The organism is Bacillus sp. AY3-1 (genome assembly GCF_008368785.1).
GTDB classification, from domain to species: domain Bacteria; phylum Bacillota; class Bacilli; order Bacillales; family Bacillaceae_G; genus Bacillus_A; species Bacillus_A wiedmannii.
Map to the genome: position 1 here is coordinate 49,592 of NZ_QORZ01000018.1, position 14,929 is coordinate 64,520.

The 14,929-nt window shown below is 35.1% G+C and carries 12 protein-coding genes and 1 other annotated feature; all 12 genes read left to right on the forward strand.

The window, feature by feature from the left end; all coding sequences use genetic code 11:
• Positions 1–3 precede the first annotated feature (3 nt).
• The gene (locus DN389_RS19190; protein ID WP_149237478.1) at positions 4–651 is read left to right on the forward strand and encodes an HD domain-containing protein; all 648 of its coding nucleotides are present in this window, start codon (positions 4–6) and stop codon (positions 649–651) included.
• On the forward strand, positions 648–2,543 hold the full coding sequence (locus DN389_RS19195) for an ABC-F family ATP-binding cassette domain-containing protein (protein WP_060488602.1): 1,896 nt from the start codon (positions 648–650) through the stop codon (positions 2,541–2,543). Before DN389_RS19190 ends, DN389_RS19195 begins: the two co-directional genes overlap by 4 nt.
• A 75-nt stretch (positions 2,544–2,618) precedes the next feature.
• Positions 2,619–3,350: a Bax inhibitor-1/YccA family protein gene (locus tag DN389_RS19200; RefSeq protein WP_001260655.1), complete on the forward strand. Its 732-nt coding sequence runs from the start codon at positions 2,619–2,621 to the stop codon at positions 3,348–3,350.
• Positions 3,351–3,456: 106 nt separating this feature from the next.
• Entirely contained in the window at positions 3,457–3,711 is a 255-nt protein-coding gene (locus DN389_RS19205) for a DUF4318 domain-containing protein (RefSeq protein WP_046959282.1), read from the forward strand.
• 158 nt (positions 3,712–3,869) lie between these two features.
• Positions 3,870–4,208 (forward strand): single-stranded DNA-binding protein, encoded by a 339-nt coding sequence (locus DN389_RS19210; protein ID WP_000982025.1) that lies wholly within the window; start codon positions 3,870–3,872, stop codon positions 4,206–4,208.
• Between the two features lie 164 nt (positions 4,209–4,372).
• On the forward strand, positions 4,373–5,500 hold the full coding sequence (locus DN389_RS19215; protein WP_048540927.1) for a conserved virulence factor C family protein: 1,128 nt from the start codon (positions 4,373–4,375) through the stop codon (positions 5,498–5,500).
• A gap of 3 nt (positions 5,501–5,503) precedes the next feature.
• A complete protein-coding gene (locus DN389_RS19220) occupies positions 5,504–5,887 on the forward strand; it encodes a thiol-disulfide oxidoreductase DCC family protein (protein WP_098190092.1) in 384 nt (127 codons plus the stop codon).
• An 83-nt stretch (positions 5,888–5,970) separates the two neighbouring features.
• Positions 5,971–6,405 carry a BrxA/BrxB family bacilliredoxin gene (locus DN389_RS19225; RefSeq protein ID WP_000063705.1) on the forward strand — a complete coding sequence of 145 codons (435 nt, stop codon included), beginning with the start codon at positions 5,971–5,973 and terminating at the stop codon, positions 6,403–6,405.
• Positions 6,406–6,454: 49 nt separating this feature from the next.
• Complete coding sequence (locus DN389_RS19230) at positions 6,455–7,231, forward strand: class I SAM-dependent methyltransferase (RefSeq protein WP_098190093.1); 777 nt, start codon at positions 6,455–6,457, stop codon at positions 7,229–7,231.
• A gap of 40 nt (positions 7,232–7,271) precedes the next feature.
• Positions 7,272–7,487, forward strand: a binding site (T-box leader).
• A 45-nt stretch (positions 7,488–7,532) separates the two neighbouring features.
• Positions 7,533–9,221 carry an arginine--tRNA ligase gene (argS, locus tag DN389_RS19235; protein WP_098190094.1) on the forward strand — a complete coding sequence of 563 codons (1,689 nt, stop codon included), beginning with the start codon at positions 7,533–7,535 and terminating at the stop codon, positions 9,219–9,221.
• Positions 9,222–9,354: 133 nt separating this feature from the next.
• The gene (locus DN389_RS19240) at positions 9,355–10,275 is read left to right on the forward strand and encodes a class I SAM-dependent methyltransferase (protein ID WP_179955900.1); all 921 of its coding nucleotides are present in this window, start codon (positions 9,355–9,357) and stop codon (positions 10,273–10,275) included.
• A 358-nt stretch (positions 10,276–10,633) separates the two neighbouring features.
• Positions 10,634–14,836 (forward strand): bacteriocin-processing peptidase family protein, encoded by a 4,203-nt coding sequence (locus tag DN389_RS19245; RefSeq protein ID WP_149237480.1) that lies wholly within the window; start codon positions 10,634–10,636, stop codon positions 14,834–14,836.
• The last annotated feature ends 93 nt before the right edge of the window (positions 14,837–14,929 follow it).

Below are 14,929 nucleotides of genomic sequence, written 5' to 3' on the forward strand. Positions count from 1 at the left end.
AAAATGACAAAACAAGAAAAGATTCAAAAAACAATTACTTTTGTAAAACATATTTTAGAAAAAGATGCGAGTGGGCATGATTGGTATCATATTGAGCGCGTACATAAACTGGCGATTTCTTTATCCGAGCAAGAAGGGGGAAATCGTTTTATAATTGAAATGGCAGCATTACTTCACGATGTGGCAGATGAGAAGTTAAATGAAAGTGAAGAAGCAGGAATGAAAAAAGTTTCTGATTGGTTAGAAGAGTTACATGTTGAAGAAGAGGAAAGTAAACATGTTCTTCATATCATCGCCAATATGTCTTATAAAGGTGGTCATAGCGGTAAAGTGGATTCACTTGAAGGGAAGCTTGTTCAAGATGCGGATCGCTTAGACGCTCTTGGAGCAATTGGAATAGCTCGCACATTTGCGTATGGTGGAGCGAAGGGGAGATTAATGTATGATCCAACTATTCCTCCGCGTGAAGTGATGACGAAAGATGAATATAGAAAAAATAACGATCCATCTTTAAATCATTTTTATGAAAAACTTTTAAAACTAAAAGACTTAATGAACACGAACGCAGCAAAACAAGAGGCTGAAGTTCGTCATCGTTATATGGAACAGTTTATTGAACAATTTATGAAAGAGTGGAATGCACAAATATGAAAATGTTAACTGTGGAAAACTTATCGAAATCATACGGAGAAAAACCGTTATTTGATGGATTATCATGTAGTATTACAGAAGGACAACGTGTCGGGATTATTGGTGTAAACGGTACTGGTAAATCGACATTATTAAAAATTATTGCAGGGTTAGAAACTCCTGATACAGGTGATATGACGCATTCACGTGGGTATACAATTAGTTATTTATCACAGCAACCAGAGTTTGATGAAAAACTAACAGTATTAGAGCAAGTGTTCCATGGTGATACACCTTTAATTCGTCTTCTTCGTGATTATGAACAATCGTTATTAAATATCGAAAAAAATCCAAGTAATGAAAAAGTACAGGAACAATTATTTGCAGTGCAGCAACGTATGGATGCGATGAGTGCATGGGAAGCAAATGCGAGTGCAAAATCGTTATTAACGAAATTAGGAATTACTGATTTTACAGCAACTGTTGGAAACCTATCTGGTGGACAAAAAAAGCGTATTGCAATGGCGCAATGTTTTATTGAAACACCTGATTTATTAATTTTGGATGAGCCTACGAACCATCTTGACCATGAGACAGTTGAATGGTTGGAAGAATATTTAGCAAGATATAATGGTGCCGTATTACTTGTAACACATGATCGTTATTTCTTAGATCGTGTGACAAACCGTATTTTTGAATTAGACAATGGTAAACTATATAGTTACGAAGGAAACTATAGTACATTTTTAGAAGCGAAAGCACTTCGTGAAGAACAAGAAATTGCGCAAGAATCAAAACGTCAAAACTTATATCGCCGCGAACTAGCATGGATTCGACGTGGTGCAAAAGCTCGTTCGACAAAGCAAAAAGCACGTATTCAACGATTTGATGAGTTAAAAGGTCAAGAAGGACCAGCTGCAAAACAGTCAGTTGATATTGCACTTAGCGGTAGCCGCCTTGGGAAAAAAGTACTTGAGTTAAAAGATGTAACGAAAAAATTCGGTGATAAAACGGTATTACACAACTTTAATCATATTGTGAAACCGGGAGATCGTATCGGAATCATTGGAGCGAATGGAAGCGGAAAATCTTCTCTATTAAATATGCTTGCAGGTAAGCTATCTCCTGATAGTGGTGAAGTTGAAGTAGGGCAAACTGTAAAAGTTGCTTATTATACGCAAGAAAACGAAGAGATGAATTTAAATCAACGTATGATTGAATACATTAAAGAGATTGCAGAAGTTATTCATACGACAGATGGAAAAGTAATTGGTGCATCTCAAATGCTAGAACGTTTCTTATTCCCGACGCATTCACATGGTACACCGCTTGGTAAACTATCTGGTGGCGAGAGAAGACGTTTATATTTATTACGTATTTTAATGGGAGAACCAAACGTACTATTACTGGATGAACCTACGAATGATCTAGATACACAAACATTAACAGTACTGGAAGATTATTTAGAAGATTTCCCAGGTGTCGTTTTAACTGTATCGCATGACCGTTACTTCTTAGATAAAGTAGTAGATGAATTGTTCATCTTTAGTGGCGGAGGCGAAGTGCGTGAATTCCTAGGTAGTTATACGGACTTTTTAGAACTGGAAAAGACGAAAGAACTTATTGAGAAGGCGGAAGTTCAAAAAGAGAAAAAAGTGGTAGAAGAAGCTCCGAAACAACAACGTAAACGTAAACTTTCATACAATGAGCAGCGTGAATGGGAAACAATTGAAGATACAATTGCCGAACTAGAAGAGAAAATTGAGTCAATTGGAGAAGAACTTGCGAAAGTTGGATCTGACTTCACAAAGGCACAAGAATTATCTGAAGCACAGCAGAAAACAGAAGAAGAGTTAGAAAAAACGATGGAAAGATGGAGTGAACTATCAGACATCGTTGAAGGATTAAAATAAAAACAAGCTGCATATATTGAAAAGTAAAGAGAAAAACTTTACACTATTGGTAGAACCTATTTTAGGAGGGAAAAAATGAGAACATCTAATCCAATGTTGAAAAAAGAGGCATTCCGTAAAGAGGGAGCAAGCGCTTCTGCGATGACGATTGGCGGAACAGTAGGCAAAACGTTTATTATGCTTATCTTGCTACTTGCAACGTCTGTCTATTCATACATACAAATGATGCAGGGGACGATGAAGATGCCAGTACTAATTGGTGCTTTAATCGTTGCGGCAATCATCGCATTTGCGTCTATGTTCTTCCCACGTATTTCACCTTTTGGTGCACCAATCTATGCAGCGGTAGAAGGGGTTGTATTAGGGAGTATTTCAGCGGTTTATACAATGAAGTTTGGCGATTCTATCGTTTTAAATGCTGTATTACTAACAATCTCAATTCTATTTGCAATGTTAGTGTTATATGCAACGCGTGTAGTAAAGGTAACGGATAAATTCCGTACAGGCGTGATGGCAGCAACACTTGGAATTATGGTTATGTATTTAGTCGTATTTCTATTAAACATGTTTGGTGTAACTGTTCCGTACATTCACCAAGGCGGTACAATCGGTATTATTATTAGTGCAGTTGTTATCGTAGTTGCTGCATTAAACTTATTACTAGATTTCGATTTAATCGAAAATGGTGTACGTAGTCAAGCTCCGAAATATATGGAGTGGTACACTGCGATGGGACTAATGCTTACATTAGTTTGGTTATACTTAGAAATTCTTCGTTTCGTTTCTTACTTTACGAAAAATGACTAATAAAAAAATCCTGCATGAAAAATGCAGGATTTTTTTATTTTTAAAGATAAATTGATGATATGGTATAATGTGGATGTTGATAACTTGAGTTAAAGGGGGATGGAATGTGATGAAAGAGAAGAAAGGGATTATGAAAAAACTATTTTCTAAAAGTTTTTTCATAGAACTAGAAGATGCTTTAACGTATCCATCATCAGAAGTTATTATTTCCACTATCGAAAGGTATGCGGTTGAATGTCAGGAACAATTGAATTTTGAGAGTAAAGTTAAACCGATTACTTTTTACTTAGAAAATGTAATGTACCGTGTTGAGATAAAGATGGCTCGCGGTGGATATTACATTTCCTGTAGTGAAGTATAAATTTTGAAACCTTACATGTTTAATATATGTAAGGTTTCTTTTTTTCTTTTATAGCATATAAAATAATATTTTTTACTTTAAAATATATTATTTTACGCTTTTTACCCTGCATACATTTTTCTTTACAATAAAGAAAAATATGTGAGGTGGTATAACTTATGATGAATCGAGTTGTATTAATCGGTAGATTGACAAAGGAGCCAGAATTATACTACACAAAGCAAGGCGTCGCTTATGCACGAGTATGTGTTGCGGTAAATAGAGGTTTTCGAAATAGTTTAGGTGAGCAACAAGTAGATTTTATTAATTGTCTCGTATGGAGAAAATCGGCTGAGAATGTAACTGAATATTGTACGAAGGGGTCACTTGTTGGAATTACCGGACGTATTCATACGAGTAATTACGAGGATGATCAGGGGAAGAGAATATATAGAACTGAAGTTGTGATAGAGAGCATTACATTTTTGGAGAGAAGGCGGGAGGGCGCATCACAATAAGAGAGGACGTTAAACAATGGTTTGGGGGAATTAGGTGGAAAGAGAAAGAATGAAAAAGTATGATGATGGAAAGAAATCAGCAAGATAAAGCATCCGAGTAGGTTTAGAGAGGTGGAACATGTTACAATACACGTAAGAACACGCAATAAAGGAGAGTTTTTTACGTGAAGATTAAAGCAATTGAACCGACGCCAAGTCCAAATACAATGAAAGTTATTTTGAATGAAGTATTACCATCAGGAGCGCGAAATAATTATACAAATGAAAATAAAGAACAAGCACCAATGCAAGTGCAAGAAATTTTGAAAATTGAAGGCATTAAAGGTGTATATCATGTAGCCGACTTTTTAGCAGTGGAGCGAAATGCGAAGTTTGACTGGAAAGTTTTATTACAACAAGTTCGTTCTGTTTTCGGCGAAGAGGTAGTAGAAGAAAGTGAAGAACAACAACTTGCTCATTTTGGGGAAGTGAAAGTGTTTGTTCAAATGTTCTTTACAATTCCAATGCAAGTAAAGTTAACAGATGGAACATCGGAAGAACGTGTTGGCTTACCAGATCGTTTTAAAGAATCAATTATGAAAGTACAAATGTCTGCACCAAACGTTGTAAAAGAACGTAAATGGGTGGAACAAAGTACACGTTACGGTAATTTTGAAGAAATCGGGAAAGAAGTAGTAGAAGAGATTGTTGCTGCTTATTCAGAAGAACGTGTAAATGAAACAGTTAAAGAATTATTAAACCAGGCAGGTGCTGTTGAAGTAACGATTCAAAAGCGTGAGCCATATAAAGTAACAGAAGAGATGATGAAAGATGCTGACTGGAAAAACCGTTTTGCAGCATTAGAACAAATGGATCCTACTGAAGAAGATATTTCAGTGTTGAAGATGGCGTTAGATGATGAAAAGGTTTCAATCCGCCGTTTAGCAACAGCGTATTTAGGTATGGTAAAAGGTGATGGAGTATTGCCGTTATTATATAAAGCGTTATTAGATCGTTCAGTAAGTGTTCGCCGTACAGCGGGCGATTGCTTATCAGACGTAGGTGATCCAGCAGCGATGTTCGTTATGATTAAATCTCTGAAAGATTCAAGTAAATTAGTACGCTGGCGTGCAGCGATGTTCTTATTTGAACTTGGAGATGAAAGTGCGATTCCGGCATTAAAAGCAGCGCAAGATGATCCAGAGTTTGAAGTAGCGATGCAAGCGCGTCTAGCATTAGAGCGTATTGAAGGCGGAGAAGAAGCAAAAGGTTCTGTATGGAAACAAATGACGGAGTCTCGTAAAGGGGAATAATGTATGATTGTTTTCTATGATAGTTGGTGCCCGATGTGTACGGCGGTTGCAGAACGTACGAAAAAACTAGATAAAAAGGGTAAGATGAAATTTGTTTCATTTCGAGATGAAGATGTAGTTGAGAAGTGTGAACTTTCTCAAGAACTACAAAGCAAGATGGAACAAAGATTGTATATTTTAAAAAATAATAAGTGGTATGACGGGATTCATAGCATACATGTATTAGCAAAGGCCGTTCCATCTTATTGGTTTGCCGTTCCTTTTATAAAACTATCTATCGTACTCGGATTTGGAAGTAAAGTATACGATTATATCGCTAACAATAGAAAACTTGTCCCAGTTGGACATTGCCGCGGTGGGGTTTGTGAAATCCCTACAAAAAAATGAAATCATCGTTATCTTTCTTTTGCACCTAGTAATAGAGCGTGATATGATGAATTTGGAATGAAAGTTGAAGGAGAGATTACACGATGTCAAATGCTTATGAAGAATACATGCGCCAAATGGTAATCCCAATGCGTCAAGAATTAGTGCGTTCTGGGTTTGAAGAGTTAACTACAGAAGAAGCTGTAACAGAATTTATGGAAAACACGGCAGGTACAACTTTAGTAGTTGTAAACTCAGTTTGTGGTTGTGCAGCTGGTTTAGCACGTCCATCAGCAGGTCAAGCAGTTGTTCGTGCTGAAAAACAACCTGATCATCTTGTAACTGTATTCGCAGGCCAAGATAAAGATGCTACTGCAAAAATGCGTGAATACTTTGGAGAAATTCCTCCATCTTCACCATCTATGGCATTATTAAAAGGAAAAGAAGTTGTTCACTTCATTCACCGTCATGAAATTGAAGGTGCAACTATGGACGAAATTATTACGAACTTAGAACAAGCTTTCGAAAAGAATTGCTAAAGAAGGGGGAGAGTAAATCTCCCTCTTTTCTTTATATAGAGGTGAAAAAATGATCGTAACAACAGCAGGAAGAACGAACAAAGAAATGACAGATTACGCAAATAAGGTAGCAGCAGAATTAAATCGTTCTTTCGTTAAACGTAATGACGTACCAGTACATAAACTGCATGAGCAGTATGAACAAGATGTACTTGTTGTAGGGAAAAATCGATTAGCTATTTATCCGAGAGGAACGGAAGAGTCATTTTTCTTTCATCCAAACTCAGCGATGTTTCGTGTAAAAAGGTTAATGCGCGGAGAACACGATCCGTTTGTACAAGCCACGCAATTAGAGAGCGGGATGACAGTATTAGATTGTACGCTCGGTATGGCATCAGATAGTATTGTAGCTAGTTATATTGTTGGTGAAAGCGGAAAAGTAACGGGACTTGAAGGCAATGAGTATATGGCTTATATTATGGAAAATGGTTTGAAAACATGGTCTTCAACTGTTTCTGAAATTGATGAAGCAATGCAACGAATCGATGTGAAGCAAACGGAGCATTACGCATTTTTAACACAATGTGAAGACGATAATTATGATGTCGTGTACCTTGATCCGATGTTTGAAGAAACTGTAATAGAATCAGATGGAATAAAAGGATTAAAACACTTCGCTTTGTATCATGATATTACTGACGAAACAATTGCGGAAGCCAGGCGTGTGGCGAGAAAGCGTGTCGTTCTGAAAGATCATTTCCGTAGTTCTAGATTTGAAAAACATAATTTTCACGTATACAAAAGAAAAAGTGCTAAGTTTCACTTTGGTGTAATTGACCCTTGCTAATTGTTTGAAAAGATGTATAATAAGCAATAATTAATTAAATATACTGTCTGTGATGAAGAGAGTAGTCTTTTTTTTGAAGGAAAGCGAGCTAGGGATGGTGTGAGCCTAGTGCGGAAGAAAAAGATGAAGCGCACTTCGGAGATGCTTCTTGAACGAATAGTAGAGTAAGCCGAGGCCCCCTGTCCTCGTTATAAACGGGAAAGTGGTTCGTAATGAACAACAAGGGTGGTACCACGGGTTAAAACTCGTCTCTTTTTTAGAGACGAGTTTTTTGTGTTTTAAAAATGAAGGAGGTTGTAGTATGGATTATAAAACGCAGTTTGCGGAAAGTTTATCTAATATTTTCACGAATGAATTAACGCAAAACCAAATTTTAGATTTAATCGAAACGCCGAAACAAGATGAATTCGGAGATGCGGCATTTCCATGTTTTTCACTTGCGAAACAATATAAAAAATCACCAGCTATTATCGCAAAGGAAGTTGCTGAGAAATTAAGTGATCCATTTTTTACGAAAGTAGAGGCCGTTGGTCCTTACGTAAATGTATTTTTTAATCGTGAAATTGTAAGTGATGCAGTATTAAAAACGGTTTTAGTGGAGAAAGAAGAGTACGGTCAAAATCACATTGGTTGTGAAAAAACGGTAGTTATTGATTATTCTTCTCCTAATATTGCGAAACCTTTTTCAATGGGGCATTTACGTTCTACGATGATAGGTAATTCATTGAAACATATCGCTGAAAAATGTGGTTATGAAGTTGTAGGAATTAATTATATTGGGGATTGGGGAACACAGTTTGGAAAGTTAATTACGGCTTATAAAAAATGGGGAAATGAAGCAGTAGTTAAAGAAGATCCAATCCGTGAACTATTTAAGTTATATGTTCAATTCCATGAAGAGGTAAAAACCGACGAAGCACTAGAAGAAGATGGACGCGCTTGGTTTAAGAAATTAGAAGAAGGTGATGAAGAAGCGGTTGAGCTTTGGAATTGGTTCCGTCACGAATCCTTAAAAGAATTTTCTCGTATTTATGAACTTCTCGGTGTTGAATTTACTAATTTTCAAGGAGAAGCTTTTTATAATAACTTAATGGAAGATTTTATTGGAATTTTAGAAGAACATGATTTGCTTGAAGAGTCTGACGGCGCGTTAGTCGTTAATTTAGAAGAAGAGGGAATGCCGCCTTGCTTAATTAGAAAATCAGATGGTGCGACGATTTACGCAACACGTGACTTAACGGCAGCTGTATACCGTCAAAACACATATGCATTTGATAAAGCGTTATATGTAGTTGGCCCAGAACAAAGTTTACATTTTAATCAATTTTTCACAGTATTAAAAAAGCTTGGTTACAATTGGGTTGAGGGCATGGAACATATACCGTTTGGGTTCATTTTAAAAGACGGTAAGAAAATGTCGACACGTAAAGGAAGAGTTATTTTACTTGAAGAAGTACTTGAGGAAGCAATAGACCTTGCAAAACAAAATATTAAAGAGAAAAATCCAAACTTAAAACAGAAAGAAGAAGTAGCAAAGCAAGTCGGCGCTGGCGCAGTTATCTTCCATGATTTAAAAAATGAGCGTATGCATAATATTGAATTCTCATTAGAAAATATGCTGAAATTTGAAGGTGAAACAGGACCGTACGTACAGTACACACATGCACGTGCTTGCTCTATTTTAAGAAAAGAAAGTGTAGAGTTTGAAACGTGTACGTTTGCATTAAAAGATGATCATAGCTGGAGCGTCGTAAAATTACTTAATAAGTTCCCACAAGTAATTGAAGCAGCCTTCAACAAAAATGAGCCATCAATCATTTCGAAATACGTATTAGATGTAGCACAATCGTTTAATAAATACTACGGTAATGTTCGTATATTGGAAGAGAGCGAAGAGAAAGAAAGTAGACTGGCATTAGTTTATGCTGTGACGGTTGTATTAAAAGAGGGATTACGTTTACTTGGGGTGGAGGCACCTGAGGAGATGTAAAATAAATAGGTATACGTATCATAGTAGATATGTATGCCTATTTATTTTTATAGAAAATGTGAAAGCAGAAGTTTAATTTTATTAAATCTAAACTTTTCTAGAATTGTTTCAAGTGTAGGAATGTCCATATTAAATGGAGAATTGTAATGTCATATATAGAAAGGAGGCGTTAAACTTGGAAACATACGATTGGAACAGTAAACTAGCATATTTAAAAAACACAAGAGATTTATATTACAACGACGATTATGTAAGCTTTTTAGTAAATATGGTTTGGAAGATTACTAAGCCAGTACATATTGTTGATTATGGTTGTGGATATGGTTATTTAGGCTTAGTATTAATGCCATTACTTCCAAAAGGATCAAAGTATACCGGCATTGATAGTGGAGAAACATTATTATCTGAAGCGAGAGAGTTGTTTCGTTTACTTCCGTATGAGACAGAATTTCTAGAGGGAGATGCTACAGAAATTGAATTGAAAGATACATACGATATAGCAATTTGTCATGCTTTCTTATTACATATGAGTTCGCCAAAAATGATGCTACAAAAAATGATGCATTCAGTTAAAAGGAACGGAAAAATAATCTGTTTTGAACCACATTGGATATCAAATATGTCTTCATACTCTTTAAATGGAGAGAATCAATCGGAAATTATTAGGCTAGGTGCTTTGCAGAAGTTATTTGAAAGTGACATGCAGAGAAGCGGAAAAGATGGAAATATTGGTATGAAAATACCGATATTTTTAAGTGAACTAGGCGTGAAAAATATTCAATGTAGAGTAAGTGATAAAGTGAACTTTTTAGATTCTAATATGCATCATAATGATAAAAAAAGGTTGTATCATTCGTTAAAAGAAGAGGGAATTGCAGGGGATCCGGGTGATAAACAGCATTTTATAGAACGTTTAATGGCTAGAGGATTAACATATGATGATGCGCTAGCTCAATATGAAGCTGAACTCCGATTTTTTAAAGCATTTCAAATGCATTCTTCTTTAGTATATGCTCCGAATATGAAAATTACATTTGGTGACATAGAATGTTAAAAGGTAGAGGTATTTTGAGGATTGTCATTTTTTGTCGGTAAGTCGATATCCACCGTATAATCGCTGATATATTTTGAAAATCGTCGATATATTTCAAAAATCACTGATATATTTAAATTATCGCCGATATAATTTCATGTACGGATTTCAGCTTCCAAAAGATAAGCTCCTCATGTTACGTTATTCCATTTAATTAAACAAAATATGGGGGAAAACAATCATTTTTACTATATTTTGTTATAAATTTGAATAATATTAATTAATACCATCCATTATAAGAGATTTTAGTTGAATACCTACAATATGATGTGTAAAATCTAAGCAAGTAGCAGTACAAATAAATATTCGAGGTGAATACATGCTAGATTTTAAGCAGTTAGATGCTTGTTTGAAAGACAAGAGATTTATAGATGGATTACAGGAAATAAATAATGAAATTTCATATATAAAAGAAAAGAATACTTTATCTTATTTGAAGAGTTGGCTTGCTAGTGTTCCTTCACATAAGGAGTTTGACATATTAATACGTCTTACTGATGAAGGGCTTATGCACCAATACAGTTCATTCCTCATTCGCTACGCCTACAAAAAATTCCCAAATATAAGAACGCTCTCTTTATATTGTGATGAGTTAATTGATGAGCGGAAAATACTTGAAGTAGAACAGTTGTTAAAAGACTCATTAGAAGAGGTAAGTAAAGAAGAAATAGAAGCTGATCTTTTAGCGAAAACATATTTTACGTTAGTACGATGTTTGTTGGAAATGAAACGAAATGAAGAAGCCCTAATCTATATGCAAAAGGCAGAGGAGTACAGTTCACGTGCCGTATTTGATAAATGGGGCTACGTCTATATGCATACAGGTGAATGGGAGAAAGCAGAAGAACAATTTATAGCCGGCATGCAGCATAAAGATTGTGAAGAGCTATCTACCTATTTATTATCACAATTATATGCGAATCAAGGAGAACAAAAACGTGCATTAAAGCTAATTGATGATGCGATTGTAAAGTTCCCGCAAGTACCATATTTTCATTTTGAAAAGGTAAAATATTTATTAGATTTAAGGAAGTATGAAGAAATGTTAGCGGTAATAGATAACATAAATAATCAGCTTCCTTATCATGCGTATAAAGCTTACTTTGTACATTTACGTGCAGAAGCGCTTTACAAAATGAATAAACTTGTAGATTTACAACAGTTATTAAAAGAAGAAAAAAGTTTAAAAGAGTCTTTATATCATAATTTAGAAAAAAATCCAGATGGAAAAAAGGTGCATTTACCGATAGTTCCTATTGTACAAAAGGATAATTATTGTGTTCCGACAAGTTTAGAAATGATGTTGCAGTTATGGGGAGAAAAACGTACGCAAGATGAAATAGCAGAGTTTATTTTTGATATGACAGGATCGAAGTTTTCAGATACTGTTTCTTATTTAGAACAATTAGGTTATGAATATCGTTATTTTAAAGGGAATGAGGAAATTTATAAGAGACTGCTGGATGAAGGGATTCCTGTTTTATTAAGTATAGATATTGAGCATGCTTCACATGTACAAGTGCTATCTGGATATGATGATACGTTACAAGTTTTTTATGTTCAAGATCCGAACTTTATAGAACCAGTTATTGTGGAATATAGTAAGTTACAAGAAAAATATCGTTACACAGGTTGTTTAGCGATTACGTTTGTTCCGAAAGAAAAGAAGGAGCAACTAGCATTTTTAAATGAAGAAGAAAATCGTTATTTTAAATCTATTTTTTCTCTTACAGATCATTTAGATGAACATGATAAAGAGGGGATTCATAACTTAGTACAATTTTTAAAAGAGACGAGTGATAATCCGAATACGTGGTTATATACGGTTAAGCATTTAGATGTTGAAGTAGATAATGAGTTTATTATATGTTGTATTGAAAAGTTAATGGAGAAGTTTCCGAACTCAGATTTTGTTAAATTGCATGGTGCGCAGTGCTTTATTCGCCTTCAAGAATTAGAAAAAGCCGGGCAAATGCTGACAAGTGTTGAGAAGAAAAATAATCGTGCTTTATATCATTTAATAAACGGAAGATATGCTTTTGAACAGGAAAGTTATATAGAAGCGATTTCAAGTTTTCGTTCCTCATTACAATTAGACGCAGATCAGCCGATTGCTTGGAGTTTTCTCGCTCTATCATACATGTATATCGATCAATCTGAAAAGGCGTTGCAGTTTTCTCAAGTTGCTTTAGAACGTAGTCCAGAAAGATTCACTTTAACGAATCACGGATTAATATTAATAGATTTAAAAAGATATGAAGAAGCGTATGAAATTTTTAATGACCTATTAAGAGAGAATAAAAATGAGGCACATGTATGGTATGAGCGCGCGAGATGTGCGCATCATTTAGGGAAATTACATTTAGCGATAAAAGGGCTTAAAGTAGCGATTTATTTGGATAGTAATGCACCTTACATTTATACGAAACTTTCGGAAATATACGAGTCTGATTTGAAGGATGAGGAAAGTACGAAAGAAATTTTATTAAAAGGTATTGAGAATTGTGACGATAAGGCACCTCTATACGTAAAACTCGGTGACTATCATTTTCAAAATGATAGTCTGGAAGAAGCAGAAACATTGTATAATCGTGCTTTAGAAGAAAATCATGATGATGTTTATTCTCACTTCGGACTTACGCAAGTTTATATGGCGAAAGAACAATACAAGGAAGCGAAACAATATATTCTCGGTATTGAAAACCAAATTGAAAAGAGCCAAGATTTTCTTATGAATGCGGGAATGGTTTTATGGGATGCTGAGGTTGAACTTAGTGGAAATGAAGAAGGGTTTAAAGTAGCTTTGTCTAAGTTAGAGAGTGGTATAAAGCAGAGTGAATATAATGTGGCAAGTGCGTTAGATGAATATGTGAATCGAATTAAAGGAACGGTATTTGTACAAAGAGGTATAGCATTCTTAAGAACGTTACACAAAGAAAGAAATGAAATAAGCGAATACGGTTGTTATACAGGTATTTTATATGAATCTATTGGGCAGTACGGCCAAGCGATGAAAAGGTATAATAAGGCGATAGAACAAAAGGAAACGGCATTACCGTATTACCGAATTGGTGAAACACTTATGGCATTAGGGCAGTTGACAGAAGCGAAACAAGCGTATGAAACATGTTTAGAGCTTGATGGGAATTTCGTAGGTGTACATTTACAGCTTGCAGAAATATATGAAAAAGAAGAAAACCGCTCTAAAGAACAAAGTCATATGGTTCAGGCGATGAAAGAAGAGCCGTTGCATATTAATATGGAATATTTGGCACAGCTTTCAGTAGAAATGAATCTTCAGGAAGAGTTACTGACAGAACTAGAACAATTAGCGGACGAAGTACCTGAAATATGGCGATTAGATGCGATTGCACATGTGTATGGAGCGATGGATGAAATAGATAAAGAACAAGTACAGATTGAATACGCGCTACAATTAGATGGTGAGCATACAGAAGTTCTATATCATTATGCCAAAGTGTTAGTGAAAAAAAGAAATGCAAAAGCAATTGAAATTGCAATGAAAGTTATACAAAAAGATGCAAATAATGAACAAATATTTGATGTGTATGTAAAAGCGATAGAACAACATAAGAAATTGTCTAACATACGAGATTTTCTTCATACATTAAAGGTGAAGAAGGCAGAAAGAAGTATGGCATTTATGTATGCTGCATCTGCGGTGACGGAAAGATGGATTGAACGGCAACAAAATGAACAGCCGAAGAAATCCATAATTACGAGAGCTTTTTATCGTATGAAAAACCGTGCGAAAGAAATTTCGATTATTACTACAATCATTGATTTGTATGAAATTTCGTTAAAGTTAAATCAAAAAAATAGTATGGCAGCGCAGCGATTTTCACTATTTTACGAGAATGTGGCGATGTATAAAGAGGCGATAGATGTATTGCAAACATCGTTAGAAAATAAATGGGATTACGATGTAGCGAAGCAACTTGTAAATCTTTTCATAGAGTGTGAGGAAGAAGATATGTTACGGGATGCTTCAGAATTAACGAAGCAAATGGTTCGAGAGTTACCAGATGATTATGATACGCTTCTTTTACAAGCGCAAGTATTCTTTAAAATAGGAGAAGAAAGAAAAGCAGAAAAGATTACCTTACAATTAACGGAGCAAACACCGTTTGTAAGTAGAGCATTTCTTGCTTTAGGAGAAATGTATCAAAGTCAAGAAAGGTTTGAAGAGGCAATTCATGTATTAGAAAATGCTTCTATACATCATCCAAATGAAGCAGCAATTCTTCTTTCTTTAGCATCTTCGTATCATGGTGCCGGACAAACACTAAAGGCAGAAAAAATAACAAATGATGTATTAACAATAGATGCGAGTGATTTGTTAGCAAGATATGATCATGCTTGTTATTTAGCACAGTTAAATAGAATTGAAGAGGCGAAGCAAGAGCTTGAAATTGTTCTTCGTGAGGATGAATCAGGATTCTTTGCTGAGCTTATTGAAGAAGATGAAGATTTAGCTGGAATACAAGAATTTAAGAAATAATTGTATAGGAATTGTGAAAAAAGGGTATAATTAAATATATATTTCGAATTAGTTGACAATTTATTGCCCAATGGCATAAAATAACTGTTAATA

Bases quoted from the DNA above. Each gene is read 5' to 3' on its own strand.
- DN389_RS19195 (WP_060488602.1), top strand. From the start codon at position 648: ATGAAAATGTTAACTGTGGAAAACTTATCGAAATCATACGGAGAAAAA.
- DN389_RS19245 (WP_149237480.1), top strand. From the start codon at position 10,634: ATGCTAGATTTTAAGCAGTTAGATGCTTGTTTGAAAGACAAGAGATTT.
- DN389_RS19210 (WP_000982025.1), top strand. From the start codon at position 3,870: ATGATGAATCGAGTTGTATTAATCGGTAGATTGACAAAGGAGCCAGAA.
- DN389_RS19190 (WP_149237478.1), top strand. From the start codon at position 4: ATGACAAAACAAGAAAAGATTCAAAAAACAATTACTTTTGTAAAACAT.
- DN389_RS19200 (WP_001260655.1), top strand. From the start codon at position 2,619: ATGAGAACATCTAATCCAATGTTGAAAAAAGAGGCATTCCGTAAAGAG.
- DN389_RS19225 (WP_000063705.1), top strand. From the start codon at position 5,971: ATGTCAAATGCTTATGAAGAATACATGCGCCAAATGGTAATCCCAATG.
- DN389_RS19220 (WP_098190092.1), top strand. From the start codon at position 5,504: ATGATTGTTTTCTATGATAGTTGGTGCCCGATGTGTACGGCGGTTGCA.
- argS (WP_098190094.1), top strand. From the start codon at position 7,533: ATGGATTATAAAACGCAGTTTGCGGAAAGTTTATCTAATATTTTCACG.
- DN389_RS19230 (WP_098190093.1), top strand. From the start codon at position 6,455: ATGATCGTAACAACAGCAGGAAGAACGAACAAAGAAATGACAGATTAC.
- DN389_RS19240 (WP_179955900.1), top strand. From the start codon at position 9,355: ATGGAGAATTGTAATGTCATATATAGAAAGGAGGCGTTAAACTTGGAA.